The 23,604-nt window shown below is 59.2% G+C and carries 20 protein-coding genes and 2 tRNA genes; 9 read left to right on the forward strand and 13 right to left on the reverse strand.

What is annotated here, in order from left to right; all coding sequences use genetic code 11:
* Window positions 1-47: 47 nt before the first annotated feature.
* A complete protein-coding gene (locus TM1040_RS11715; protein ID WP_011538804.1) occupies window positions 48-1,130 on the reverse strand; it encodes a PA0069 family radical SAM protein in 1,083 nt (360 codons plus the stop codon).
* Between the two features lie 216 nt (window positions 1,131-1,346).
* Between TM1040_RS11715 and TM1040_RS11720 the strand changes: the two genes are divergently transcribed.
* Both TM1040_RS11720 and TM1040_RS11725 read left to right on the forward strand, forming a co-directional pair.
* The gene (locus tag TM1040_RS11720) at window positions 1,347-2,045 is read left to right on the forward strand and encodes a corrinoid protein (RefSeq protein ID WP_011538805.1); all 699 of its coding nucleotides are present in this window, start codon (window positions 1,347-1,349) and stop codon (window positions 2,043-2,045) included.
* A 1-nt stretch (window position 2,046) separates the two neighbouring features.
* A complete protein-coding gene (locus TM1040_RS11725) occupies window positions 2,047-2,793 on the forward strand; it encodes a DUF1638 domain-containing protein (RefSeq protein ID WP_011538806.1) in 747 nt (248 codons plus the stop codon).
* An 82-nt stretch (window positions 2,794-2,875) separates the two neighbouring features.
* Here TM1040_RS11725 and TM1040_RS11730 read toward each other — a convergent pair whose 3' ends face one another.
* Window positions 2,876-3,286 carry a SufE family protein gene (locus tag TM1040_RS11730; RefSeq protein ID WP_044026755.1) on the reverse strand — a complete coding sequence of 137 codons (411 nt, stop codon included), beginning with the start codon at window positions 3,284-3,286 and terminating at the stop codon, window positions 2,876-2,878.
* 130 nt (window positions 3,287-3,416) lie between these two features.
* Here TM1040_RS11730 and TM1040_RS11735 point away from each other — a divergent pair, with 130 nt between their 5' ends.
* Window positions 3,417-3,932, forward strand: coding sequence for a hypothetical protein (locus tag TM1040_RS11735; protein ID WP_011538808.1), 516 nt, complete (start codon window positions 3,417-3,419; stop codon window positions 3,930-3,932).
* Window positions 3,933-4,075: 143 nt separating this feature from the next.
* Here the strand turns inward: TM1040_RS11735 and rnd are convergent, their stop codons facing one another.
* The 4 genes from rnd to TM1040_RS11755 all read right to left on the reverse strand — a co-directional run bounded on the left by rnd (window position 4,076) and on the right by TM1040_RS11755 (window position 8,123).
* Complete coding sequence (rnd, locus tag TM1040_RS11740; protein WP_011538809.1) at window positions 4,076-5,233, reverse strand: ribonuclease D; 1,158 nt, start codon at window positions 5,231-5,233, stop codon at window positions 4,076-4,078.
* Between the two features lie 90 nt (window positions 5,234-5,323).
* Window positions 5,324-5,929 carry a phosphoribosylglycinamide formyltransferase gene (gene purN, locus TM1040_RS11745; RefSeq protein ID WP_044026756.1) on the reverse strand — a complete coding sequence of 202 codons (606 nt, stop codon included), beginning with the start codon at window positions 5,927-5,929 and terminating at the stop codon, window positions 5,324-5,326.
* Window positions 5,926-6,972 (reverse strand): phosphoribosylformylglycinamidine cyclo-ligase, encoded by a 1,047-nt coding sequence (gene purM / locus TM1040_RS11750; RefSeq protein ID WP_011538811.1) that lies wholly within the window; start codon window positions 6,970-6,972, stop codon window positions 5,926-5,928. Before purM ends, purN begins: the two co-directional genes overlap by 4 nt.
* 182 nt (window positions 6,973-7,154) lie before the next feature.
* Window positions 7,155-8,123: a quorum-quenching N-acyl-homoserine lactonase RmmL gene (locus TM1040_RS11755; protein WP_011538812.1), complete on the reverse strand. Its 969-nt coding sequence runs from the start codon at window positions 8,121-8,123 to the stop codon at window positions 7,155-7,157.
* Between the two features lie 120 nt (window positions 8,124-8,243).
* On the opposite strand from TM1040_RS11755, the gene TM1040_RS11760 reads away from it, so the two are divergent.
* Together TM1040_RS11760 and TM1040_RS11765 are read left to right on the forward strand one after the other, a co-directional pair.
* Window positions 8,244-9,173, forward strand: coding sequence for a LysR family transcriptional regulator (locus TM1040_RS11760; RefSeq protein WP_011538813.1), 930 nt, complete (start codon window positions 8,244-8,246; stop codon window positions 9,171-9,173).
* A gap of 159 nt (window positions 9,174-9,332) precedes the next feature.
* Window positions 9,333-9,408: transfer RNA gene (locus tag TM1040_RS11765), tRNA-Ile, on the forward strand.
* A gap of 165 nt (window positions 9,409-9,573) precedes the next feature.
* Here the strand turns inward: TM1040_RS11765 and TM1040_RS11770 are convergent.
* On the reverse strand, window positions 9,574-10,902 hold the full coding sequence (locus TM1040_RS11770; RefSeq protein ID WP_011538814.1) for an ATP-binding protein: 1,329 nt from the start codon (window positions 10,900-10,902) through the stop codon (window positions 9,574-9,576).
* A 50-nt stretch (window positions 10,903-10,952) separates the two neighbouring features.
* On the opposite strand from TM1040_RS11770, the gene TM1040_RS11775 reads away from it, so the two are divergent.
* Together TM1040_RS11775 and TM1040_RS11780 are read left to right on the forward strand one after the other, a co-directional pair.
* Window positions 10,953-11,876 (forward strand): MBL fold metallo-hydrolase, encoded by a 924-nt coding sequence (locus TM1040_RS11775; protein WP_011538815.1) that lies wholly within the window; start codon window positions 10,953-10,955, stop codon window positions 11,874-11,876.
* Between the two features lie 70 nt (window positions 11,877-11,946).
* Window positions 11,947-12,021, forward strand: a tRNA-Asn gene (locus TM1040_RS11780).
* A 342-nt stretch (window positions 12,022-12,363) separates the two neighbouring features.
* On the opposite strand, the gene TM1040_RS11785 is transcribed toward TM1040_RS11780, so the two are convergent.
* The 6 genes from TM1040_RS11785 to TM1040_RS11810 all read right to left on the reverse strand — a co-directional run bounded on the left by TM1040_RS11785 (window position 12,364) and on the right by TM1040_RS11810 (window position 18,250).
* Window positions 12,364-13,323 carry a GDP-L-fucose synthase family protein gene (locus TM1040_RS11785; RefSeq protein WP_011538816.1) on the reverse strand — a complete coding sequence of 320 codons (960 nt, stop codon included), beginning with the start codon at window positions 13,321-13,323 and terminating at the stop codon, window positions 12,364-12,366.
* Window positions 13,324-13,331: 8 nt separating this feature from the next.
* A complete protein-coding gene (gene gmd / locus TM1040_RS11790) occupies window positions 13,332-14,453 on the reverse strand; it encodes a GDP-mannose 4,6-dehydratase (RefSeq protein ID WP_011538817.1) in 1,122 nt (373 codons plus the stop codon).
* 63 nt (window positions 14,454-14,516) lie between these two features.
* The gene (locus tag TM1040_RS11795; RefSeq protein ID WP_011538818.1) at window positions 14,517-15,716 is read right to left on the reverse strand and encodes a DegT/DnrJ/EryC1/StrS family aminotransferase; all 1,200 of its coding nucleotides are present in this window, start codon (window positions 15,714-15,716) and stop codon (window positions 14,517-14,519) included.
* Window positions 15,713-16,486, reverse strand: a complete 774-nt coding sequence (locus TM1040_RS11800) for a glycosyltransferase family 2 protein (RefSeq protein ID WP_011538819.1) — start codon at window positions 16,484-16,486, stop codon at window positions 15,713-15,715. The genes TM1040_RS11795 and TM1040_RS11800 overlap by 4 nt, the downstream gene beginning before the upstream one ends.
* A complete protein-coding gene (locus tag TM1040_RS11805) occupies window positions 16,479-17,300 on the reverse strand; it encodes an NAD-dependent epimerase/dehydratase family protein (protein WP_011538820.1) in 822 nt (273 codons plus the stop codon). The genes TM1040_RS11800 and TM1040_RS11805 overlap by 8 nt, the downstream gene beginning before the upstream one ends.
* Window positions 17,297-18,250 carry a glycosyltransferase family 2 protein gene (locus tag TM1040_RS11810; RefSeq protein ID WP_011538821.1) on the reverse strand — a complete coding sequence of 318 codons (954 nt, stop codon included), beginning with the start codon at window positions 18,248-18,250 and terminating at the stop codon, window positions 17,297-17,299. Before TM1040_RS11810 ends, TM1040_RS11805 begins: the two co-directional genes overlap by 4 nt.
* Window positions 18,251-18,558: 308 nt before the next feature.
* On the opposite strand from TM1040_RS11810, the gene TM1040_RS11815 reads away from it, so the two are divergent.
* Entirely contained in the window at window positions 18,559-19,947 is a 1,389-nt protein-coding gene (locus tag TM1040_RS11815; protein ID WP_011538822.1) for a methyl-accepting chemotaxis protein, read from the forward strand.
* A gap of 797 nt (window positions 19,948-20,744) precedes the next feature.
* On the forward strand, window positions 20,745-23,309 hold the full coding sequence (locus TM1040_RS11825) for a Hint domain-containing protein (protein ID WP_011538823.1): 2,565 nt from the start codon (window positions 20,745-20,747) through the stop codon (window positions 23,307-23,309).
* The last annotated feature ends 295 nt before the right edge of the window (window positions 23,310-23,604 follow it).

A 23,604-nucleotide genomic window follows, 5' to 3' on the forward strand; every position in this document is an offset into this window, starting at 1 on the left:
GTCATTGAACAGGCTCTTTATTTATGCGCTGTCAGAATTAAGCGGTGTCAGGAAAACAGGCTGAGCTGATCGCCGGGCTGCAGCGGTTTTGCAAAGAGGTCTGTTCTGAGGGGCGCGGTGCGCTCTGCCAATCCAAGCCGCTTGCAAGCCAGCCGAAAACGGCGCGCGATCATCTCGGCATACTCGCCCTCCCCTCGCATCCGGTGCCCCCAGCGCGGATCGTAATCGCGCCCGCCATGCATCTCGCGCAGCCGCGCCATCACCTTGGCGGCCCGATCGGGTGCATGCTCTTGAAGCCAGTCCTGCCAGAGCTGCGATACCTCGCGCGGCAGGCGCAACATGATCCAGCTGGCCGCATCTGCACCCGCGTCCTGCCCGGCTGCCAATAGCGCCTCAAGCTCGTGATCGGTGAGCCCCGGCACCAAGGGCGACGTCATTATGCGTACTGGAACCCCCGCAGCACTCAGCCGTCGGATCGTCGCCAGGCGCCGCGCAGGCACCGGCGCGCGCGGCTCCATCCGCCGCGACAGGTTCGCATCCAACGTGGTCACGGAAATCCCGACTCGCACCAGGCCGCGGCGCGCCATATCGGTCAGAATATCAATATCGCGCTCGATCAGAGTGCCCTTGGTGACAATTGCCACCGGGTGATTGAACGCCTGCAGCACCTCAAGACACTGGCGCATCAAGAGATGATCCCGCTCGCAGGGCTGATAGGGATCCGTGTTGGTGCCGATGGCCAGGGTCGCGACCTTGTAGCTCCGCGCCGAGAGCTCTTTTCGCAGCACCTCTGCCGCGTTGCTGCGTGCAACAAGCCGGGTTTCGAAATCCAGCCCCGGCGACAGGCCGAGATAGGCATGCGACGGGCGCGCAAAACAATACACGCAACCTTGCTCACAGCCGCGATAGGGGTTGATCGAGCGGTCAAAGGGCAGATCCGGCGAACGGTTGTAAGAGATCAGGCTGCGCGCTAGCTCGTTGCGAATCTCTGTCGCAACAGAAGGATCCGGCGCCTCCTGCCACCAGCCATCGTCCTGCGCCTCGCGCGCCAGATCAAACCGGCCTGCCGCATTGCTGAGCGCACCGCGCGCTTTGCGACATCGAGGCGAAAAAGGATCCGTGTTCTGCATTTGGTCCTTATGGCACACCTATGAGAACAAATAAAGAACATAAACTCAAGAAACCCCCAAGCCCCTGCCTCAAAGGGTCAATCTGACCTATTTCCCGACGCAAAGGTCGGTTCGAAACGCGCCAATGTCGCAATCAAAACAGTGGAGTTCTGAACATCTGTCAAAAACACATAAAAGCGCCAATTCAGGCCCGCCCGCCAGCTAAGGAAGACAGATATGTCGGAAGAAGAAGACATCATCCTCTCAGAACTCGATGACGAGGAACTGGTCCAACAAATGTTTGACGACCTCTATGACGGTCTGAAGGAAGAAATCGAGGAAGGCGTCAACATCCTGCTCGAACGCGGCTGGGCGCCCTACAAGATCCTGACCGAAGCACTGGTCGGCGGCATGACCATCGTGGGTGCAGACTTCCGCGACGGCATTCTCTTCGTTCCCGAAGTGCTTCTGGCGGCCAACGCCATGAAGGGTGGCATGACGATCCTGAAGCCGCTTCTGGCAGAAACCGGCGCACCGCGCATGGGCTCCATGGTGATCGGCACCGTGAAAGGCGACATTCACGACATCGGCAAGAACCTCGTCTCGATGATGATGGAAGGCGCCGGTTTTGAGGTGGTGGACATCGGCATCAACAACCCGGTCGAAAACTACCTCGAGGCCCTCGAAGAGCACAAACCCGACATCCTCGGCATGTCCGCGCTCCTGACCACCACCATGCCCTACATGAAGGTCGTAATCGACACGATGGTCGAGCAAGGCAAGCGTGACGATTACATCGTGCTGGTGGGCGGCGCGCCCCTCAACGAAGAATTCGGCAAGGCCATCGGCGCCGACGCCTACTGCCGCGACGCGGCTGTCGCGGTTGAAACCGCCAAAGAATTTGTGGCGCGCAAGCACAACGCCATGAACGCCTGATATGGCCACCGCGTCCCCTCGACGCGGTCGGGCGGCCCGACTTTCAAAGCGGGCCGCTCTGTCTTTGCCACAGGGCAAATCTCTCGACGCACAAAGCCTGACCGAACACGGCCTCGCCGCCCCAGAACGAGAGCGCAAAACTGGCCGCATCCTTTTGATCGCCTGTGGCGCTCTGGCGCGTGAAATCCTGGCGATCACGCGCGCCAATCAGTTCGATCACATCGATCTGACCTGCTTGCCGGCGAAACTTCATCTTTATCCTGACCAGATCGTCACCCATGTGGAGGCCGCCGTCACAAAGCACCGCGCGGTCTACGATCAGATCTACGTGGTCTACGCCGATTGCGGCACGGGCGGGCAGCTCCAACAAAGCTGCGCCGAATTGGGGGTCGAGATGGTCCCCGGCCCCCATTGCTACGCCTTCTTTGAAGGCACCGACCGCTTTAACGCCTATGCCGACGCCGGTGAAATCACGGCCTTTTACCTCACGGATTTTCTGGTCAAACAATTCGATGCCTTTGTGTGGCGTCCAATGGGCCTTGATAAGAACCCCGAGCTGCGGGACATGATCTTCGGGAACTATACCACCCTGATCTACCAGTCGCAGACCGAAGACCCGGACCTGTTGGAAAAAGCCCGCGCCTGCGCAGCGCGCATGGGGCTCGACTTTCAACACCGTCACACCGGCTACGGGGAACTCGAAACCACCCTCATGGACTGGGCCACGCCCAATCCTTCTTCTGACTAGAAATATCCCGGGGTGAATAGGCCAAAGGCCAAGAGGGGCAGCGCCCCTTTTTGGTTGCCCTAGGTTGCCCCTGGCGCCACTGTTACGCTTGGGCCGCCGCCGTTTCGCGGATGCGCTCGATCATCGCGCGCAAACCGTTGGAGCGCTGCGCAGAAAGGTGATCATTGAGCCCAAGGCGCCCCATCTCCGCGCGGGCGTCGACGGCCAGCACCTCGGAAAGCGTGAGCCCGTTATAGAGTTTTTGCAGAACTGCGATCAGCCCTTTGACGATCATCGCATCGCTGTCGCCGTCAAAGTGAAACACGCCATTTTCAATCTGCGGGTGCAGCCAGACCTGGCTTGCACAACCGTCCACCTTGGTTGCAGGCACCTTCAGCGCGTCGTCCAGCGGCGCCATCGCCTTGCCCTGTTCGATCACATGACGGTAGCGATCCTCCCAGTCCTCAAAGAACTCAAAGTCCTCGACGATTTCCTCGAAGGCAGCGCTGGCCATGTCAAACCTCATCTCGTGATCACGATCTGTCTCGGACCTAGGCCAGAGACCAGGTCTTTTCAACCGCTTTTCAACGCCGCTTCAATCGGGTAGTCAGTTTTGCAAGTAACTCTGACTGCGGCAGGTATTCATGCGTATCACTCTTAGTGCCCTTTTGATCAGCACATTGGTCCTGTCCTCCTGTGGCGGGTGGCGCGACTCGCGCATCAATCCCACCAACTGGTTCGGACAATCGCGTGAAGCAGAGGCTCCGGCGGCTGAAAACCTCAATCCGCTGATCCCGCAGGAAGAGGAAAAAGCCAACCTCCTTGGCAGCAGGAACGACAAGGAAGAAGACCGCAGCCTTCCCATCGCGCTCATCAAGGACATGCGTATCGAGCGCACCTCCGTGGGTGGCATCCTGACAGTGGAGGGCGAAGCCGCCCGCAACGGTGCGTTCAACGCAGAGTTGGTGCCGTCAGACCCGCAAGAACCCGGTCAGTTGGAATATACCTTTCGCGTGACCTACCCCAAGGCCGCAACTTATCAGGGCACAGTCGCCACCCGCACCATCCGCGCCGCGGTGAGCCTGTCGGAACAGGACCTGACCGGCATTCGTGTATTGCGCGTAGTTGGCAAGGAAAACGCCCGCGAGATCCGCCGCTGAGCCCCCTCCGAGCAAGCCCACTGCGCGGTAGACTACGCACTCGGAGCTTGCACCGGGTAATCACATCAAAAAACGCGCCACAGGCTTCTGGGCGCGTTTTTTGGTGTCAGAGTGTTCGACGTCGGATGTCGACAGGAGTGTCGCTAGAGGTCAACAACCTTCACCTGCTGGCCTTTGGCCGCGAGCGCAATCTCTCCATTGCACAGGCGCAACGCATCCGCGCCAAAGACCTCGTGCCGCCAGCCTTTTAGCGCAGGAACATCGCGCTCCCCGGCGGCGATTGCATCCAGATCCGCCGAAGGGGCGATCAGTTTCGCCGCCACGCCAGAGGTCTCGGTCTTGGCCTTGAGCAGGACCCGCAGCAGATCGGCAAGTGCGCCATTGATCTGCATTTTCTCGCGCGAGCGATCCGCCTGAGGCATGTCGTCCTGCGGACAGTTCACACCGCGCTCGACCGCTTTTAGAATGCCTTCGGCAATGGCGCCTTTGCGCGCCTCCCGCAGCAACAGGCGTGATCCCCCCAGATCCGACGCGGTCCGGGGCTTGGTGGAAGCCAGTTCCACCAGGGCATCATCCTTGTAGACGCGATTGCGCGGCACATTGTTGGTTTGCGCATATTCTTCGCGAAAGGCCGCCAGCTCGCGCACCACTGCAAGGAAACGCCCGGAGTTGGTGCGGGTTTTCACCCGGCGCCAAGCCTCACGCGGCTGAATGTTATAGGTTGCGGGGTCGGTCAGGACCTGCAACTCCTCGGCAACCCAATGGCTGCGCTTGGTCTTGTCGAGCTCTTTGCGCAGATGCTCGTATATCTGGCGCAGATGGGTGACATCCGCCAGAGCATAAGTCTTTTGCGCATCCGAGAGTGGACGGCGGGACCAGTCTGTAAAGCGGGATGTCTTATCAAGGCCTTGCTTGCAAATCTTGCGCACCAGCGTCTCGTAGCCGACCTGCTCGCCAAAGCCGCACACCATGGCCGCAACCTGGGTGTCAAACAGCGGTTTTGGAAAAACGCCCGCATCCACCCAGAAAATCTCCAGATCCTGCCGCGCGGCGTGAAAGACCTTTACCACATCCTCATTGCGGAAAAGCTCGTACAAGGGTTCGAGCGACAAATCCCCGGAAAGCGGGTCAACCAGCACGGCGTCGGTTTCCCCATCACCGCGATAGGCAATCTGGATCAGGCAAAGCTTAGAGTAATAGGTGCGCTCTCGCAGAAACTCGGTGTCCACCGTCACATAAGGGTATTTCGCGGCCTCTTGGCAAAAGGCGCGCAGCTCGTCGGTGGTGGTCAGAGTTTTCATCAACTGGGTCTTTTTTAAGGGTTTCTGCCGCTCGGTTTCCCGTTGATACGACGACCAAGAGGCGGTTGCAAACCCCCTAAAGGCTTCGGCTCAGCTCAGGTGCAAGACTGCACGCTCGCCACGCAGATAGCGCTCCAGCACCGCCGGATAGAGGCGATGTTCCTGAACGAGCACCCGCGCGGCCAGATCATCGGGCGTGTCGCCGGGATGAACGGGCACTTCGGCCTGCCCCAGAATCGGGCCGTCATCGAGGAGCGGAGTCACCTCATGCACACTGCAGCCATGGCGCAGGTCGCCAGCTTCCAGAGCGCGGGCATGGGTGTGCAAGCCCTTGTATTTGGGGAGCAGGGAGGGATGGATATTGAGCATCCGGCCTTCGAACTGGCGCACGAAACCTGCGGTCAACACCCGCATGAAGCCCGCAAGACAGACCACATCAGCGCCAGCCTCCAGAATGGGTTGCACCAGCTCAGCCTCAAATGCTGCGCGATCCTTGCCAAAGGGGCGGTGATCGACCACCGCCGTGGCGACCCCGCGTTCGGCGGCCTTGGAGAGGCCCCCGGCATCCGCGTTGTTGGACAGCACCAGGCAAGGCGAACCCGGATGATCGGCGTCGTTCAACATGCTGTCGACGAGGGACACCATATTGGAGCCCCCGCCGGAAATCAGGATCGCAACGCGTTTCTTGTCGCTCACAGCAGCGCGCCCGTGTAGCGAATACCCTCCCCGCGCGTCACAGTGCCAAGCCGCGCAACGGTCTCGCCCTCACCCTCGAGCACCTCGGTGAGCGCATCGGCCCGGTCGGCTTTCACAACGAGGATCATGCCAATCCCGCAGTTGAAGGTCTTGAGCATTTCGCTCTCTTCAATGCCACCGGTTTGCGCCATCCACTTGAACACACCCGGAAGCTCCCAGGCGCCGAGGTCGATGTCCGCACCAAGGTCGTCGGGCAGAACCCGCGGCAGGTTCTCCGTGAGGCCGCCGCCTGTGATATGCGCAAGTGCATTGACGCCCCCGGCCCGCACTGCGGCAAGGGATTGTTTGACATAGAGACGCGTGGGGGTCAGCAGCGCCTCGCCCAGTTTGCCCTCGCCAAACGGGTTGTCGCCATCCCAGCCCAGACCGGAGTATTTCACGATCTGCCGCACCAGAGAGTAGCCGTTGGAATGCACGCCATCGGAGGCCAGCCCCAAGAGGACATCGCCTTCGCTGACACCTGCCGGCAGGGCTGTGCCACGCTCCATGGCGCCCACGGCAAACCCGGCGAGGTCAAAATCACCTTTGGGGTACATGCCGGGCATCTCGGCGGTCTCGCCGCCGATCAGCGCACAGCCAGAGCGCACGCAGCCTTCGGCGATGCCTTCGATGATTCGCGCCGCGACATCGGTTTCCAGCTTGCCGGTGGCAAAATAGTCGAGAAAGAACAGCGGCTCTGCGCCCTGACAAACCAGATCGTTGACACACATCGCCACAAGATCGATGCCGACGCCGTCCACGAGACCCGTATCAATGGCAATCCGCAGCTTAGTGCCCACCCCATCGGTCGCGCCTACAAGGATTGGATCCTCGTAGCCAGCAGCCTTCAGGTCAAACAGCGCGCCAAAGCCGCCAAGGCCGCTCATCACGCCGGGGCGGTTGGTTCGCTTAGCGGCCGGTTTGATCCGGTCCACAAGTTCGTTGCCCGCATCAATATCGACCCCTGCATCCGCATAGGTCAGCCCGTTCTTGCCGCTGGTCATCGCATGGCTCCTTCGCAATGGTTGCGCAGCGTTTAGCCTATAGGACGCATGAAGGAAACAAGGGAATCTGCCCCTCCGCACACTGAGCGACACAGCAAAGGGAGGGGCATGTCGCCCCGGTGCCGAAACGGCGCGTATTTACGCCCCAGATCGACAGCGGAACGACGCCTGATAGCCCCTGGTCAGAGGCCGAATTGCCAGGGCGCCTGGTCAAAGGCGTAGGCCCCGCCGTCGCGTTCGACCCGTCCGAGTCCGGGGAAATCCAGATGCATGCCCGTCACCAGCAACTGATCAGCAACTGCGCGGTCGAACATCGCTTTGCGGGTCTGGGCCGCCAGCGACTGATCCGCATCAAAGGGGATGGTCCAGTCAGGATTGCGGAACTGAAGCGCGGTGCTATGAACCACATCGCCCCAGAACAAGAGCTGCTCGGAGCCTGCATCAAGCATAAAGCCACTGTGCCCCGGCGTATGTCCCGGCAATGGCATGGCGCTGAAGCCCGCCGCCACCTCGGCCTCGCCACTAAACGGCTTCATCCGATCCGCATACGGCGCTACCGCATTGCGGGCCATCTGAAAGAAGCCGCGACTGCCTTCGTCGACGGAGGCCATAATCGCATCGTCGTGCCAGAACCCCCACTCGGCGTCGGCCACCACCAACTCTGCATTGGGAAAGGCCGCGCTGCCGTCCGCATTCAAAAGACCACCCGCGTGATCCGGATGCATATGGGTCAACAAGATCGTGGAGATCTGATCGGGCGTCACGCCTGTCGCGGCGAGGGCCCCCATCAACCCGCCAAGCTCCGGCCCCATCAGCGCAGCCGTGCCGGTGTCAATGAGGGTGTACTGGCCTGCGCGCTCCACAAGATACCCGTTGACCGGGATCTCGAGCCCCTGCGCGTCCTCGCGGTAGAAGGTCCCGGCAAGCGTCTGCGCAACGGTTTCAGGATCGGCCCCGGTGAACATACCAGATGGCAGCGACAGATGCCCATCAAGAAGCGCGGTAATCACGGCGTCGCCAAGGCGGAACTGATGCAGCACAGGCGCAGGGGCCATTGGTGCGGCCAGCGCCATCTGGCCCAGAGAAGGTACAGCAAGACCTGCACCAGCAAGGCCCACGGATTTCAAAAGAGTTCTACGGGAAAGGGTCATAAGAGGCTCCAATATCCTAGTCAGCGAAAGCACCGACAAATGCGAGATAGAGTTTAACGCTGGTACTCTACAGTCCCGGAGAGCTAATAAGGGGTATTAGCATTTGCGATAGGAGCGCTGATGGACCGGCTGTCGCTACTTGAAACCCTCATCGTGGCCCTGGACGAAGGCAGCCTTAATCGCGCTGCCGCCCGCAAATCCATGACCCAGTCCGCGGTCAGCCAACACATCAAGCAGTTGGAGACGCTGATGGGGCACCAGTTGCTACATCGCACAGCCCAAGGCGTGCGCGCCACGCGCTCTGGCGAGCTGGTCTACACTCACGCCCAGAGGTTGCTTGGCAATTTTGACCGCATGACCGCGGAGCTCGATCAGCTACAAGACAGCCTCTCCGGCGATTTTCGCATCAGCGTGAACAGCTTTCTTGGCCGTCACCTGATTGGGCACATGTTGGTGGAGCTCGACCAGAGCCATGATGATCTGAACATCATCCTGCGGGTCGAGGACAGGTTGGTCGACGTGGTGCGGGAGAACTACGATCTCGCCATCCGCACCGGGCGGCTTGGCGAAACGGATGGGGTTGGGCGGCGGATCGCAACCATGGAGACAGTGCTTTTGGCGACGCCTGCCTACCTCGATCAGATGGGGCGCCCCGAAAGCCCCGAAGACCTGAAGCGGTTGAAATACATCCAGCACCACGAGGATCAGACCAACGGGTTCTTCCCCCTCAGCCGGGGTGGCGAACAGGTTCTGGCGCCGATCCGCGTGGGGTTCACGGCTGATGATCCCGATCTGATCCGCCATGCGGTCACCAACGGCACCGGCTATACCCGCATGCCGCTGTTCTTTGTGAAGGAAATGCTGGACGCGGGCGAATATGAACGTGTGCTGCCCGACTGGGACGCCCCGGACAAGGATGTGTTTGCCGTCTACCCCTCTCGCCATGGCGTCGATCGCAGACGCGAATTGGTGATCGAGGGTGTCGTGGCCACATTCGAAGCCTTTCGCAATCGCCAGCCAAAACCGCACCTCAGGGCCGTCGGCGCCTAAGCCCCGCCGTTACCCGCCATCAAACGGCTGTTGGGAATGTCGGCTGTTTCGGCCATCAATCACTAAATGAGTGTTAGATGTCAGCGGGATGCAACGGCTCGATTTTCTTCTTCGCAACGGATTGCGAGGCCGCAGCAAGGGTTCTATAAGGCTCTTGGCGGGAGATTAGCTCAGCGGTTAGAGCAGAGCGCTCATAACGCTTTGGTCCAGAGTTCGAATCTCTGATCTCCCACCACGCATCTGCGCCACTGGCTTCGACACCCTGCACCTACCCTGCACCACGAGGCCCTGAACCAAGAGCCATCCAGGACGCAATTGCCCCGATCGCAGCTGCTCTGTCGCCCGTATCGCACTTGCTTGAGTGTACCAAAAATCTTGTCACAGCGCCGGTTGAGGCCGCTCAGAGCGCGATCACAATATCGGCCTGAAGCCCGCCCAGCTCTTCGCTGGTGCCAAGGCGCAGTGTTCCACCATGGGCGCGGGCAATATCAGCCACAATGGCCAACCCCAGCCCGACACCGGTGCCCAGATCCTGATTCCGCGCCGGATCAAGCCGCGTGAAGGGGCGCATCGCATCCCCGCGCAATGCTTCGGGGATACCAGGGCCGTCATCCTCCACCCGAATGCGCAGCGATTTCTGCATCACTGCAACCGACACTCGGGCGCGCGTGCCATAGCGCACCGCGTTTGAAATCAGATTGTCAAGGGCACGACGCACCGCAGCGGCCCGCAGCGGCACCCGGCGATTGCCGACCGTCTCTACCAGATGCACGGTCTTGCCCTGTCGGGTCCAGTTCTCGACCGCTTCCTCCACGAGCTTGCAGGGGTCGGTTTCCTCCATCGCGCTTGTAGTCACACCGCGCGAGAAGTCGAGAAAGGCATCGACCATAGCTTCCATCTCCTTCACGTCCTGCAACATCGGCTCGGCCTCCTCGTCGTCCAGCATCGAGAGGCTCAGTTTCAAGCGCGTCAAAGGCGTGCGCAGGTCGTGGCTGACCCCTGACAACATCAAGGTGCGCTGTTCGATCTGCCGATCAATGCGCGCGCGCATGTCATTGAAAGCCGCCCCCGCCGCGCGTACCTCGGTTGCCCCACGCGGGTGATAGGGGATCACCCGCCCGCGCCCAAAGGCCTCGGCCGCATCCGCGAGCCGTTTGATGGGGCGCAGTTGGTTGCGCATATAGGCCATGGCGATCACCACAAGCATAAAGCCAAACAGCACCGTGATCACGATCAACTGGTGTGGTGCGGCGACGGTCACGCGACGGCGGCTGAACTTCACCTCCGCGAGACCAAATTTTGTATCGATCATGATATAGCTGGCGTGGGAGCGCGTGAACCGGATGGACTGGAACTGCGGCAGGTATCCCACCATGGAGTCGCGCACAAAACGGCCAGACAGATCCTCAAACGGAATGGAGTTCTGCGGCGTGGGCTCCTCGGCAGAGATAAAACGCATCTGAAAATTGAGCCGCTGCAACATCGGCTGAAGGTCACTCAGGGCCGCTTCGGGACTTTCTGCGGTGGCGATCTGATCGCTGATGACATTGAGCTCGCGCGCAACAGTGTAGGCCATTTGCTGCGTGATGTCCTCAAGGTCTCGGCGAATGAACACAAAGGCCACCACCAGTTGTAAAGCCACCACCGGCATCAACAGAATAAGCGCCGCCCGGCCGTAGATCCCGCTGGGAAGGCGCGGTACATAGTGTTTGAGATCAGAGAGTTTCATGACTAAGCCTAGAGCGGGACAATTCTGCGTCCCCAAGGATGAGGCACATCATGAGCAGATCGCAACCCACCGATGGGTTCAACCCCAAACCCGGCTTCGCAGAGATGATCGCTCCCGGCATCCGCCGAATTCTGGCGCCCAACCCCTCGCCGATGACCTATCGCGGGACCAACACCTATCTGATCGGTACGCGCAATCTGGCGGTGATTGACCCCGGGCCAGGCTCAGAGCCCCATCTTGAGGCAATCCTGTCGAGCCTGAACGCTGGTCAATCCATCGACGCCATTCTGGTGACCCACAGCCACCTTGATCATTCTCCGCTTGCAAAGCGTCTCCAAGAGGAAACCGGCGCAGCGATCTATGCTTTTGGACCCGCGGGCGCCGGGCGCAGTGCGATCATGGAAACGCTCGCCCAGGAGGACGTCACGGGTGGTGGCGAAGGGATCGATCATGCCTTCAGCTGCGATCATGTCCTCAAGGATGGCGAGACGCTGTCCGGTCCGGATTGGCAGATCGAGGCCCTGCATACCCCGGGGCACCTTGGCAATCATCTGTGCTTTGCGCTCGGCGATATCTTGTTCTCGGGCGATCATGTGATGGGGTGGGCAAGCTCTCTGGTTTCGCCCCCGGATGGGGACCTTACGGATTTCATGGCCTCCTGTCGCAAGCTGCAAGATCGTCAGTGGTCCCGTTTCCTGCCCGGCCACGGCGCCCCGATCGACGCCCCGCATGCGCGTCTCGACTGGCTGATTGCGCACCGGTTGGAGCGAGAGCGCGCGATTCTCGCGGAACTTCGGATCGCACCCAGAACCGTCTCGGAACTGGCGGCCACGATCTACAAGGAGACGCCCGCCGCGCTTCTTAAGGCCGCAGAGCGCAACGTATTTGCCCATCTCGTGGATCTGACACAACGCAATATCGCGCAGCCCGAAGGTGCTCTGAGCCTTTCAACGCGTTTCTCCTGTACCGATTGATTTTTTTCACCGTTTTTTGTTTTTTCGCTCTGGACGCCCGGAAATCCCAGCGCTATACGAGCGCCCACACTCCGGCGTAGCTCAGCGGTAGAGCAGTTGACTGTTAATCAATTGGTCGTAGGTTCGATCCCTACCGCCGGAGCCAAAATCTCTTGAAATACAAGAGAGTAACAAGGCCGCCCTTTGGGGCGGCTTTTGTTTTCCTGACCGTTCTTTGCCCAGGTGTTTCCCATATATGGCAGATGTCTATTGCCCCGGGGTTGCGCCCTGCCCCGCGGTCACAAAAACCGTGTGATCTGATGGATCGGCAGCCTTCAAGACCCCAAATACGTGCCCCCGAAGGCTGATACATCGCGTCCGTCAAAACAGACTGCTCCTGATGAGCGGCATCCTGGCTGACAGCGATGCGGGGGATCCCAATTATCCTCGAGGAACTGGGCTGCGCGCGGCCTCATGGTCAGTGTCGCGCAGCCAAGAGTATCAAAGTTCAGGCTTCAACGCTGTCCAGTTGCGCCACAAACGCCGCGTAGGTTTCTGCGATCCCGTCGCGCAGGGGGCGTGCGCCAGACCAGCCCATGGCCGCCAAACGCGCGCTGTCCATCAGCTTGCGCGGCGTTCCATCTGGCTTTGAGCTGTCAAAAACCAACTCGGGGCTCACACCCACGATCTCGGCAATGAGTTCGGCGAGCGCGCGAATGCTGATTTCCTTGCCCGAGCCAACATTGACATGGTCCGCACCCGAATAGTGTTTCAGCAAGAACACCAGCGCATCGGCCAGATCGTCGCAATGAAGAAACTCGCGCAGCGGAGTGCCCGACCCCCAGAGCGTGACCTGATCCGCCCCCGTCAAACGAGCAGTATGGAACTTGTGCAACAGAGCGGGCAGCACATGACTGGTCTCAAGATCATAGTTGTCCCCCGGCCCATAGAGATTGGTGGGCATCGCCGAAATCCAATCCCGCCCGTATTGCTGGCGATAGGCCTGCATCAGCTTGATGCCTGCGATCTTGGCCACCGCGTACCATTCGTTGCTCGGCTCGAGCGCGCCAGTCAGCAGGCTTGCCTCGGGAATGGGTTGCGGGGCGAATTTCGGATAGATGCAGGAAGAGCCCAGAAACAGGAAACGCTGGACATCTGCAGCATGTGCAGCCTCGGCAAGATTGGTTTCGATCTGAAGGTTTTGCAACAGGAAATCAACGGGATAGTCGCTGTTCGCCTTGATACCCCCGACCCGTGCTGCAGCCATGATGATGGCATCCGGACGGGTTGCGGCCATCCACTCCATCACTGCCTGTTGCCGCGTAAGATCCAGATCCTCGCGGCCGGCAGTCACGACCTCACAGTCTTCTTCGGCCAGCCGTCGCAAGACCGCACCGCCGACCATTCCACGATGACCAGCCACAAAAATGCGCTTTCCCCGTAGATCAAACACCTGTTCAGATGTCATGGCAGGGTTTACTCCCCGATGCAGACCGGCAGATCATAGCCATGTTCTTTCAAAAGGGCATGACGGCGCGCGGTTTTCAGGTCTTCCTCAATCATTTCCGCGCACATCTCCTGCGCCGTGATCTCCGGCACCCAGCCGAGTTTTTCCTTCGCCTTTGTCGGATCTCCAAGGAGCGTGTCGACCTCGGCCGGACGGAAGTACCGCGGATCAATACGCATGACAATATCGCCCACCCTGAGCGCGGGTGCGGCATCACCGTTGATCGCGGTGACAGTTGCCACCTCGTCCACGCCCTTGCCGGAAAACTCGAGCTCAATCCCGAGTTCCGCTGCCGACCAGATGATGAACTCCCGCACGGAAGATTGCTTGCCCGTGGCGATCACGAAATCCTCGGGCGTGTCTTGCTGCAGCATCATCCACTGCATGCGCACATAGTCCTTGGCATGACCCCAATCCCGCAGGCTGTCGATATTGCCCATGTAAAGGCAGGGCTCGAGCCCCTGTGCGATATTGGCAAGGCCGCGGGTGATCTTGCGGGTCACAAATGTCTCACCCCGGCGCGGGCTCTCATGGTTGAACAGAATGCCGTTACAAGCGTAAAGGCCATAAGCCTCGCGGTAGTTCACCGTGATCCAATAGGCGTACATCTTGGCCACCGCATAGGGCGAGCGGGGGTGAAACGGAGTCGTTTCGCGTTGCGGCGTCTCCTGCACCAGACCATAGAGCTCAGATGTCGAGGCCTGATAAAACCGGGTCTTCTGCTCAAGACCGAGGAAACGGATCGCCTCCAAGAGGCGCAGTGTGCCAATGGCATCCACATCTGCCGTGTATTCCGGAGCCTCAAAAGACACCGCGACATGAGATTGCGCACCGAGGTTATACACCTCATCCGGTTCGACCTCGCGCAAGATCCGCGTCAGGTTGGAAGTGTCGGCCAGATCTCCATAATGCAGCTTGAAGCGCGCCCGATCCGTGTGCGGATCCTGATAGATATGGTCGATACGGCTGGTGTTGAAGGATGAGGCGCGGCGCTTAATGCCATGCACCTCATAGCCCTTCTCCAGCAGGAACTCTGCCAGGTAAGAGCCGTCTTGACCGGTGACCCCGGTGATGAGCGCACGTTTGGTCATGTTATCCTCGTGTATTCGGGCACGCGCTTTTGGGGCGTGCAGGCTCAAGGTTCAGGCGCGGGTTCAGGCGCTTTGTCTCAGGTTTGAGTCCATTGGGCAGGCCACAGAGTTGAAACACTCAGCGACGCGATCAATGTCGGCTGCGTTGAGGTTGTGGTGATTGGGAAGGTAGATGCCAAAATCATGAATCAGGTCGGCATTTGGCAGAACCTGATCACCATAGACCCGTACCCAGAACGGGTGGCGGGCGATATTGCCACAGATCAGAGGGCGACATTCAATCGACTCGGCCTTGAGCGCACGCGCGACCTCCATTCGGTTTTCCACCAGCGTTCCATAGGCAAACGACGACAGCAGTTCTGTCTCGCTCTGCTGCTTGAAAAACCCAGGCAGGCCTTGCGCGTAGGTCTCGAAATTCTCCGCCCGAATGCGGCAGATTTCATCGAGCTTTTTGAGCTGCTGCAACCCGATGTAGGCCTGCAGGTCGGTCGAGCGCAGATTGAAGCCCGCATAATAGAACGTGTAGAGATTGCGGAACTCATCCACATTATGCGTGCGCTGTAGGTCCGCCTGGCGCCCCGGCGCAAGATCCCGGCTCCACCCGTGCGAGCGCAGCGACAGCATGACCTGATGCAGTTCCTGATCGTCGGTTACCACCATGCCACCTTCGATGGTGGAGATGTGATGCCCGTAATAAAACGAGAAACTCCCCGCAAGACCGTGACAGCCGAGTTTCTGCCCCTCAAAGGTCGACCCAAGCGCCTCGCAGCTGTCCTCCAGAAGGATCACATCATAGCGCGCGCAGATCTCCTTGATCTCGCGCAGGTGGTTGGCGTGCCCAAGCACATGCACCAGCAGCAGCATCGAGGGCGCCTCTGTTCGGCAGAGCTCCTCCAGGTGGTTGAGATCAAGCCCGAGGTTCAGGGGGTCGCAGTCACACAGACGCACATCAAATCCCAGTTGCATCAGGGGCGAGACGGTCGTCACCCAGCTAACGCCGGGTGCGATCACCTTGTTGTTGCGCAGGCGACCGGCCTCTTTGGCTGCATAGATCATCAGCAGGTTCGCCGAGGACCCCGAGTTTACAAAAACCGCGTAATTGCAACCCATCCACTCGGCAAAGCTGGCCTCGAACTGGCTGGTGACTTCGGCCTTTGTCAGGCGATTGCCAGCCAGCATCCATTCTGTCGTGATCTTGAGGTCGTCCTGAGAGATCGTCTCTTCCGCCAGAAGAACCGGTTTAACTGTTTTGGAGGTGGTCACTGCGCGGCCCTCACCATCTGCATGGCTTTCAATTCGACATAGTAGGCGCGCACCTCGTTGTAGGCGGCCGCAATGTCGCGTTTCTTTTGTGCATCCTTGAATGCATCGATGGTGATGCTGCCGTCATGGGCGCGGAAACTGGCAAGGGGCTCCTTGACAAATCCGACACGCGGGTAGCGCAACATCGACAGGAGTGAGGCAAAAATATCTGGCCCCACCCCATGATACTCACTGGTCTGCAGTGGCAGGCGGCCCTGATAAAGCGCATCGATCAGCACCTGCTTACGAAAGAGCGCCGCACCCGGCGAAATCAGCGAGCCGACGATTTTCTCCTCGGCGAGATGATTGTCGAAAGTGCCGGTCTGGGGCAGCCATTCCAGAAACTGCGTCATCATCTGGCGACCGCTCTTATCGTCGATCACTTCGGCCCCACTGAAGGCAAAGCCCACATCCTCACCCATGACACTCAGGCACTTTTCGATAAAGGTCTCGGCGATCCAATCGTCGTCATATTGCAGATGAACATAGGTGCTGTTTGCATGCAAAATGCCATCCAACCAGCAGAAATGTGGTCCAAAATCGCGATCGCGCCGCACATAGGTGATCTTGTCGCCATAAGAGGCTGCCACCTCGGGGGTGCTGTCGGTGGACCCATGGTCGACCACAATCACCTCGCAGCTATGGGTCTGCGCCAAGGCGCTGTCGATCGCCTTGGGGAGCATCTCTGCGCGGTTAAACGTCGGGATGACAATGGATACGGACTCAGTCATTTGCTTCTCCAAGGATGTCATGCAGGAGGGAGACGTCGGGAACCAGATTGTTATCGGCTCCCATGGCTTTGATTTTGAGAGGAAAAGGCGCAAAGCTCTGGGCGAACTCGGCGACAGTCTGGGCGCGACCGGAACCGAGGTTCACCACCCCTTCAAAGGAAGAAATAGCCAGGCGCACAAGCTGCTGCGCAGCCGCCTCAGCGGTGAGGAAATCGCGCAAGCTGCCAGCACCATATAGTTCGAATTCCGTTTCTGGGCTGGCTTTTGCAAGGCGACGTTCCAGTGATGGGCGCAGGTAGTTTCCCTCCTGCGCAGGATCATGGATCGAGAATAGACGCGCCACGCAGAGAGCGCGCCCGACTTGGGCGCAGATGTCGCGAGCGGCCTGTTCTCCCATCAGTTTGGTCTTTCCATAGACCGAGACCGGATCTGTTGGATCCTCCTCAGAGATGGGGCGGTCCTGGGCGGCGTAGACATGACCGGACGAGCAATGCAGCAGGCGCGCAGGTGTCGCCTGCCCTACTTCTGCAGCAGCCAAAGCGGCGAGTAGATTGATCGTTCCGCCCGCGTTGACAGCATAGCCGCGCGCCGGATCAGCGCAGACCTCGTCCACGGGAACCAAAGCAGCGAGATGGATCACCAGATCAAGCGGGCCTGCCCTCTGCACCACCCGCGTGGTCGCGGCCAAATCCGTGAGATCCGCAGTATTGCGCAAAACCTGCGCGCCTGGCGCATGAGCCAGGAGCGCGGTTGAAACATGCCTGCCAAGGATGCCGCCACTGCCGGTCAGAAATATGCGAAGGGGCTGGCTCATGCTCGGGGATGTGACGCGGCCGGAGTGCCATGGCCCAGAAGACCAAGATATTTTAGCGCGAGAGCCTGGCTTTCGTTTTCTATTGCGTTGCGCGATTTTGGAAACGGGGACGCGCCTTGCGGTGCCGGTTGGGGCATCGCGTTCCGTGTGGCTGTTATGCTCTGGGCAAAAGACACCTCATGCACACCATGGGTGCGCAGGTTTTCCTCGTCATTGTGCGGGCGGAACTCGGCCTGCGCATCCGGTGAGGAAAAATACCGCCCAATAACCAGAGGCAGCCGCGCGGTGCGCAGTTTTTTCTTGTGCAGATGCTGCCAGAAAATCGCATCGCCAATCGACAGGATCGGGTCGCGATTGCCGAAATGAGTTGGATACCAGCGCTGAGTTTTCTCAAGATCCCAAAGCGTTGCAGGCCCAAGCGTACCCCGCTCGCCCGTGCCGCTTCCGAGGCGCAAACGTTTATCGCCCTCAATCGGAGCGGGGGGCCAAGCGGGCTCAAAACAGGTTTGTTTAGGATCGCTCGACCCAAAGACCTCCGTCTGAAACGCGTGGTCGAACTGGATGATCCATTCACCGCCAATCAAGGCTGTATCCGTCTGCAAAAGCCCGCGCAGCATCATTTCAGCCGCATCCGTGCTCAGCCGGTCATCCATGTTGAGGTTCATGACGAACCGGGTGCGCGCAAGCGCCACCCCTGCTGCCCATGCCTCGTAGATGGTCAGAGGCTCGGAGAAGGAGTGCCACGGTGCGGCCAGCCATTCGGGCGCGGTGTCCCCATTGTCGAAAATATAACAAGGCTCTACCGGGATGCTTTGCCGTTTTAGATTGTCCCAATGGGATTTCAGCAACTCCAGCTTGTTTGGCTGTTTGTGCCAGACCGCACAAAACACGGTCACATGTGGGCGCGACGGCGCAGTCGTATCAGGGAGGTTGTGAGATGATAACCGCATCTTCCAGGCCGTTTCCTCGTCAAAAGTTCCACGTCGCGTGGCTCGTGAAAGTTTTAATAAAGCCCAGAGTTTAAGGTGCAGTTAATCTAGAATGAGAAAAACTACGCCACGCCGACGGGTTTCAGATCGTGTGATACGAGGCTCTATTGTGCACCAGAAGATCACGGGGATCGCGCTTTGCGCTGAAATGACGGTAAGAGGCGCTACCGCATTGGCGGAAGGATTATGTTAGGAATTCAACGCTAATCTGGCGGGAAGTTTCGCCGAGCGGTATCGGCGTCGATCCACTCCTGCGATGGAACTCCTACATGCTTTTTAAGAAGTCCAAAACCGCTGCGTCCTCCAGCCTGAATGACGATCAGAAGCTGCGCGCGATGATCGAAAACACCCAGGCCGTCATCGAGTTCAAGGTCGATGGGACCATCATTCGCGCAAACAAGGTCTTTTTGGACACGCTGGGCTACACGCTTGAGGAAATCGAGGGCCAACACCACAGCATGTTTGTCTATCCGAGTTTTGTGAGAAAAGACGCCTACAAGCAGATGTGGCGCGATCTGGCTGCGGGCAATCCGCTGACGGATCAGTTTCCGAGGCTGCGCAAGGACGGAGAAGTTGTTTGGATTCAAGCAACCTACGCGCCGTTCTTCAATGAAGATGGGACCGTCGACCGGATCGTGAAAATCGCGTCCAACATCACCAAGCGCCGAATGGAAATTCTTGGAATTGCCGCCGCGCTGGAACAACTGAGAAACGGTGATTTGACCTATCGATGCGCCCCCTCCGACATCGATGACATCGGGCGTCTCTCCACAGCCTATAACGAGGCTGTCAGCTCTCTGCAAAACACCATTCGCACGGTGCGCGAAGTGGCAGATGGCGTCACACGCACGGCGGGTCAGTTGAATGACTCCTCCTCTGAACTGTCGCAACGCACGGAAAATCAGGCGGCGACACTGGAGGAAACAGCCGCCGCAGTCGAGGAGTTGACAGCAACCGTCCGCTCTTCGGCGGATGGCGCACGCGAAGTCGAGGACAATGTTCGCCAGGCCCGCGTGACCGCTGAGAAAAGCGGCCAGGTCGTCAGTGACGCTGTAAAAGCAATGTCCAAGATCGAAGAATCCTCGCAAAGCATTTCAAAGATCATCTCCGTGATCGACGACATCGCCTTTCAGACCAACCTGCTGGCCTTGAACGCTGGCGTCGAAGCTGCGCGCGCAGGCGAAGCGGGGCGCGGATTTGCCGTGGTTGCCTCCGAGGTCCGAAATCTAGCGCTTCGCTCTGCGGATGCCGCTGGTGAAATCAAAGGCTTGATCGATCAAAGCGCCACCCATGTCTCTGACGGCGTGACCCTGGTGGGCCGCACCGGCACAGAACTCGAGGCGATCATCAGCAGCGTGAACTCGATTTCTGAGAACGTCAGCGTCATCGCACGCGGAGCCGAGGAACAAGCCGTAACGCTCAGCGAAATCAACAGCGGCATCGGTCATCTTGATGAGGTGACACAAAACAACGTCGCTATGGTGGAAGAGACCACTGGCGCAAGCCAGACCCTCGCCAGCGATGCCTCGGTGATGTCGAAAGAGATCGCGAATTTTGTATCCGAGGGCGAAATCAAGATCGCAAAACATGTCGCGCCGATCCCGAACACGCCGCCGCCAACCGTGGAACCTGAACTGGAACTGCGCACCGGCACCTAGTCCTCTAGAGTCCCCCCCGGTTGGGACTCATCCCAAGCCATTCCGATCTAAGGGCGCGGTCGGCACTCATGCCACCGCGCCTTTCCCATCGAAGGTGTGGATGGACCAGTAAGGTTCCCGCCCCGACATAAGACCCCCAAGAGGGAGTGCACATAAACTGCTGCCTCCCTTATTGCTTTAGGGCTGGATCTTCCGGCTCTGGCCAAGATTGGGCGACTTGAGCCTCCGCATTAACCCGGAGTTGAGAACCCCGAACTACGGCCTCGCTCCTGAGGCCAAAACGTCCGCAATTAGCTCGCGTCAAGACTGGGACGCCGCTCCCTCTTCTGGTCAACGCCAAGATCAGGGCGCGCATCAGTCTTGATGATCCGCGACACTGCGGCGCGCGTCTTTCACAAAAGGCTCTGCGATGCGTGGCAATGCCTGCGACCTGACCGACATTGCCACGCGCAAATTCGCAGATTGTGCATGCGCGCCCGCCAAAAGCAGTCGATCTGAAAGACGAAAAAGGCGCCGCAGACGGAACAACCGGATCATGCGAGACGCACCACATGAGCGCGCAGCACCTCGCTTCAGCGCGCTGCCCTAGGTTTGCATATTTGAAATTTACTCAACCTCTGCAGACGCATCAGTGGCTGACCCCGAAGAGATAGTCCCATATTTGATGGCGTTTTCACTTTTCGCCCGTCATTCACCCTCAACAGGAACTTAAGAATTTTCGCATAAAACGATGATGAGCCCTGTTCAATTGGCCCGGTAACAAGAAGCTGCCCCTCTTGCAGGGGCTGGAAGAGTAAATGGCAACGATGAACTCAGGCCTCGGCGGTGCGACGGGGTATGGTGAAAACAGCTTTGTCACGAATGGGCCGGACAGCGGCACCCTCGATGATGGCAGCGTTTATGTTGATATCACCTCGGTGTTCGGCCCTGGAGGGATCACGCTCTTTGGCCAGAACTATACCGGGTTCAACGTCGGCACCAACGGTGTCATTGGTTTTGATTGGGACAGCACCACCTACAACCCCGAGGGCCTCGAAGGTTTTAACCAAGGCCCACTGATCGCACCGCTGTGGACCGATATGGATCTCAGCCAGGGCGGCGACATCCTGTGGGATCTCGACACGGTCAACGGCACGGTCACGATCACCTGGCTCGATGTTGCCCCCTCTTCGGGCGCCGGCACGAACTCCTTTCAGGTTGTGCTGACCGATACAGGCGGCGGCAACTTTGATCTCGAGTTTATCTATGAGGACATCCAGTATGGTGATGGCGACACGCTCGGCAACAGCGTCGGCCTGACCGATGGCAATGGAAATGTCTACGAACTCGAAGGCTCACGCGATACCAATGACGCCACCCAATACGAGACCACAAGCTTTGACAGTGGCCCGGCCCCGGGTCATTTCTCGACCTCGGTTGTAGATGGCACACCGGACGTCTATTCCATCGACGGCACCTCCGGCGCGGACAACATGGACGTCGGCTATACCGACGCCGATGGGCAGGACATCACCAATCAGGATGACTACATCCTTGCTGGCGACGGCAATGACACCATTCGCGGAGGCGAGGGAGACGACACGATTGTCGGCGGCGCTGGCGATGATGTGATCTACAGCGGCAGCGATTCAGACGCTGCGGCGCCGACCTATGTGCAGGTGTACAACGGCGACAATTATCACGGCACAACCGGTCAGGACTTCTATCACTGGAATGCGGAAACAGGCAGCAACGCCGTCATCCGCATGAACAATACGCCCACCGAGTCGGGCTCTGGCGATGGCGAGGCTGACTATGTGGTTGTCGGAACCACCAACAACACCGGCACCCTGACCATTGGCGACTTTGACGTCGGCAATGACCGGATCGTACTGCCCGAGGCCTATGCTTCGATTTCGATGACCAACGCGTCCTCGCCGACAGATTATTATTCCGACATTACAATTACATATGCGAACGGCAATACGCAGAGCTTTGTGATCTATCACGACGGCTCCACGCCGCTTACTGCCAGCGAGGTCTTCACCACCGAGGTTCCGACTGTCACTGCAAGCGACAACGATCAGCTCATCGGGGGCGAAGGCGACGACACTTTTATCCTCGAAGATCACTCCGGGAATGACACGATCGATGGGGGTGCGGGTGAAGGCGATCACATTGACGCGTCCAACCTGTCTGGGCCGGTTTCGGTTACCTATTCGGGGGATGAGGCCGGGGACATCGTCAGCGGGTCGGATACGATCACCTTCAGCGACATCGAGCAGATCACCCTGACCAATCAGGCTGATTTTTTTGATGCCAGCGCTGCTGCCACCGGCGTATCTCTGGATGCAGGGACCGGGGATGACACCATCATCGGCTCCAGCGGCAATGACACGCTCTCCAGCGGCATCGGCCATGACACCATCACCGGGGGCCTGGGTGATGACGTGATGACAAGCGCCGGTGGGGAGGACCTCTTTGTCCTTACCACCAGCGGCGGGCGCGACACCATCACCGATTTTGGTACCGGCGATCTGGATGGCGATGGGCGCTTCAACGACCAGCTCGATGTGTCCAATCTCTCGGGCGGTACAGGACCTGGCGGCAGCGTCACACGAAACGATGTTGTCGTCAGCGACGATGGCAGCGGCAATGCGGTGCTGACGTTCCCGGATGGCGAGCAGCTGGTGCTCCTTGGCGTGCCACCGACCTTTATGTCTGCCCCGGCCAATCTCTATTCTGCGGGCATTCCCTGTTTCACCACGGGCACACTGATCGACACTGCGACGGGGCCACGTCCGGTTGAGACACTCCGGGTCGGCGATCTGATGCAGACGGCTGATGAGGGCTGCCAACCCGTGATCTGGATTGGAACAACCCATGTTCCCCATAGCGCACTCATGTCCAATCCGCGGCTGAGGCCCATCACACTGCACCCAGGCGGGAGCCTTCAACTGGCGCAGCCCATGACGGTGTCGCGTCAGCACCGGTTCGTGTTCGCCGACCCACAGGATCGGACCGAGCGTTTCCTGCGCGCCAATCAACTCCTTCAGGTAGCGCCGGATCAGGTCAGTGTTGATTGCCCTCTAGGCGGCGTCACCTATGTTCATGTCCTGCTTGAGCGGCACCAGGTCTTGTTTTCCGGCGGCGTCGCAACGGAGAGCTTTTTCCCCGGCCCCTGGTCTTTGCGCGGGCTCTCGCCTCGCTCCGTGGCAAAGCTCGCCGCTTTGCTGCCCCGGTTGCGCTATTTGCACGGGTTGCCCCCCAAACTCGCGAGAATGGCGACCGAGCAGGTCTATGCTCCGCTGGCACGCGATGAAATCAGCACCGCAGAGTTGCGAGAGAGACTGCGCGCCACCCGTCTGAAACAAAGCGCCTGAAACGGTGCCCAGTCGCGGCAGGCCGCCACAGGGCCACATTCTGCGCGCAAACGCCGCAGCCCACTCGAACACAATCCCAACTGATACCGGCGACGCCAATGGCGTCTACACTGGAGCGATTGACAGGAAAAATTCTGTCTATCCATGTAAAAATCGTCAATTTCTACCGTAAATTTACAGTATTTCAGCGGGCAGCGGAAAAAGATTTACAAGCAAGCCCTTATTTTAACGATGTTTATTCACATCTTTTCAACTTCGCTTATTATCACGCCCAAGGTTGGAGAAGGTTTGACTC

Origin of the sequence: Ruegeria sp. TM1040 (assembly GCF_000014065.1) — a bacterium.
Taxonomy (GTDB): Bacteria; Pseudomonadota; Alphaproteobacteria; order Rhodobacterales; family Rhodobacteraceae; genus Epibacterium.

What these genes read in the sequence shown, in the direction of transcription:
- TM1040_RS11715 (WP_011538804.1), bottom strand. Translation starts at nt 1,130, where the DNA reads ATGCAGAACACGGATCCTTTTTCGCCTCGATGTCGCAAAGCGCGCGGT.
- TM1040_RS11720 (WP_011538805.1), top strand. Translation starts at nt 1,347, where the DNA reads ATGTCGGAAGAAGAAGACATCATCCTCTCAGAACTCGATGACGAGGAA.
- TM1040_RS11725 (WP_011538806.1), top strand. Translation starts at nt 2,047, where the DNA reads ATGGCCACCGCGTCCCCTCGACGCGGTCGGGCGGCCCGACTTTCAAAG.
- TM1040_RS11730 (WP_044026755.1), bottom strand. Translation starts at nt 3,286, where the DNA reads ATGGCCAGCGCTGCCTTCGAGGAAATCGTCGAGGACTTTGAGTTCTTT.
- TM1040_RS11735 (WP_011538808.1), top strand. Translation starts at nt 3,417, where the DNA reads ATGCGTATCACTCTTAGTGCCCTTTTGATCAGCACATTGGTCCTGTCC.
- rnd (WP_011538809.1), bottom strand. Translation starts at nt 5,233, where the DNA reads ATGAAAACTCTGACCACCACCGACGAGCTGCGCGCCTTTTGCCAAGAG.
- purM (WP_011538811.1), bottom strand. Translation starts at nt 6,972, where the DNA reads ATGACCAGCGGCAAGAACGGGCTGACCTATGCGGATGCAGGGGTCGAT.
- TM1040_RS11755 (WP_011538812.1), bottom strand. Translation starts at nt 8,123, where the DNA reads ATGACCCTTTCCCGTAGAACTCTTTTGAAATCCGTGGGCCTTGCTGGT.
- TM1040_RS11760 (WP_011538813.1), top strand. Translation starts at nt 8,244, where the DNA reads ATGGACCGGCTGTCGCTACTTGAAACCCTCATCGTGGCCCTGGACGAA.
- TM1040_RS11770 (WP_011538814.1), bottom strand. Translation starts at nt 10,902, where the DNA reads ATGAAACTCTCTGATCTCAAACACTATGTACCGCGCCTTCCCAGCGGG.
- TM1040_RS11775 (WP_011538815.1), top strand. Translation starts at nt 10,953, where the DNA reads ATGAGCAGATCGCAACCCACCGATGGGTTCAACCCCAAACCCGGCTTC.
- TM1040_RS11785 (WP_011538816.1), bottom strand. Translation starts at nt 13,323, where the DNA reads ATGACATCTGAACAGGTGTTTGATCTACGGGGAAAGCGCATTTTTGTG.
- gmd (WP_011538817.1), bottom strand. Translation starts at nt 14,453, where the DNA reads ATGACCAAACGTGCGCTCATCACCGGGGTCACCGGTCAAGACGGCTCT.
- TM1040_RS11800 (WP_011538819.1), bottom strand. Translation starts at nt 16,486, where the DNA reads ATGACTGAGTCCGTATCCATTGTCATCCCGACGTTTAACCGCGCAGAG.
- TM1040_RS11805 (WP_011538820.1), bottom strand. Translation starts at nt 17,300, where the DNA reads ATGAGCCAGCCCCTTCGCATATTTCTGACCGGCAGTGGCGGCATCCTT.
- TM1040_RS11810 (WP_011538821.1), bottom strand. Translation starts at nt 18,250, where the DNA reads ATGCGGTTATCATCTCACAACCTCCCTGATACGACTGCGCCGTCGCGC.
- TM1040_RS11815 (WP_011538822.1), top strand. Translation starts at nt 18,559, where the DNA reads ATGCTTTTTAAGAAGTCCAAAACCGCTGCGTCCTCCAGCCTGAATGAC.
- TM1040_RS11825 (WP_011538823.1), top strand. Translation starts at nt 20,745, where the DNA reads ATGGCAACGATGAACTCAGGCCTCGGCGGTGCGACGGGGTATGGTGAA.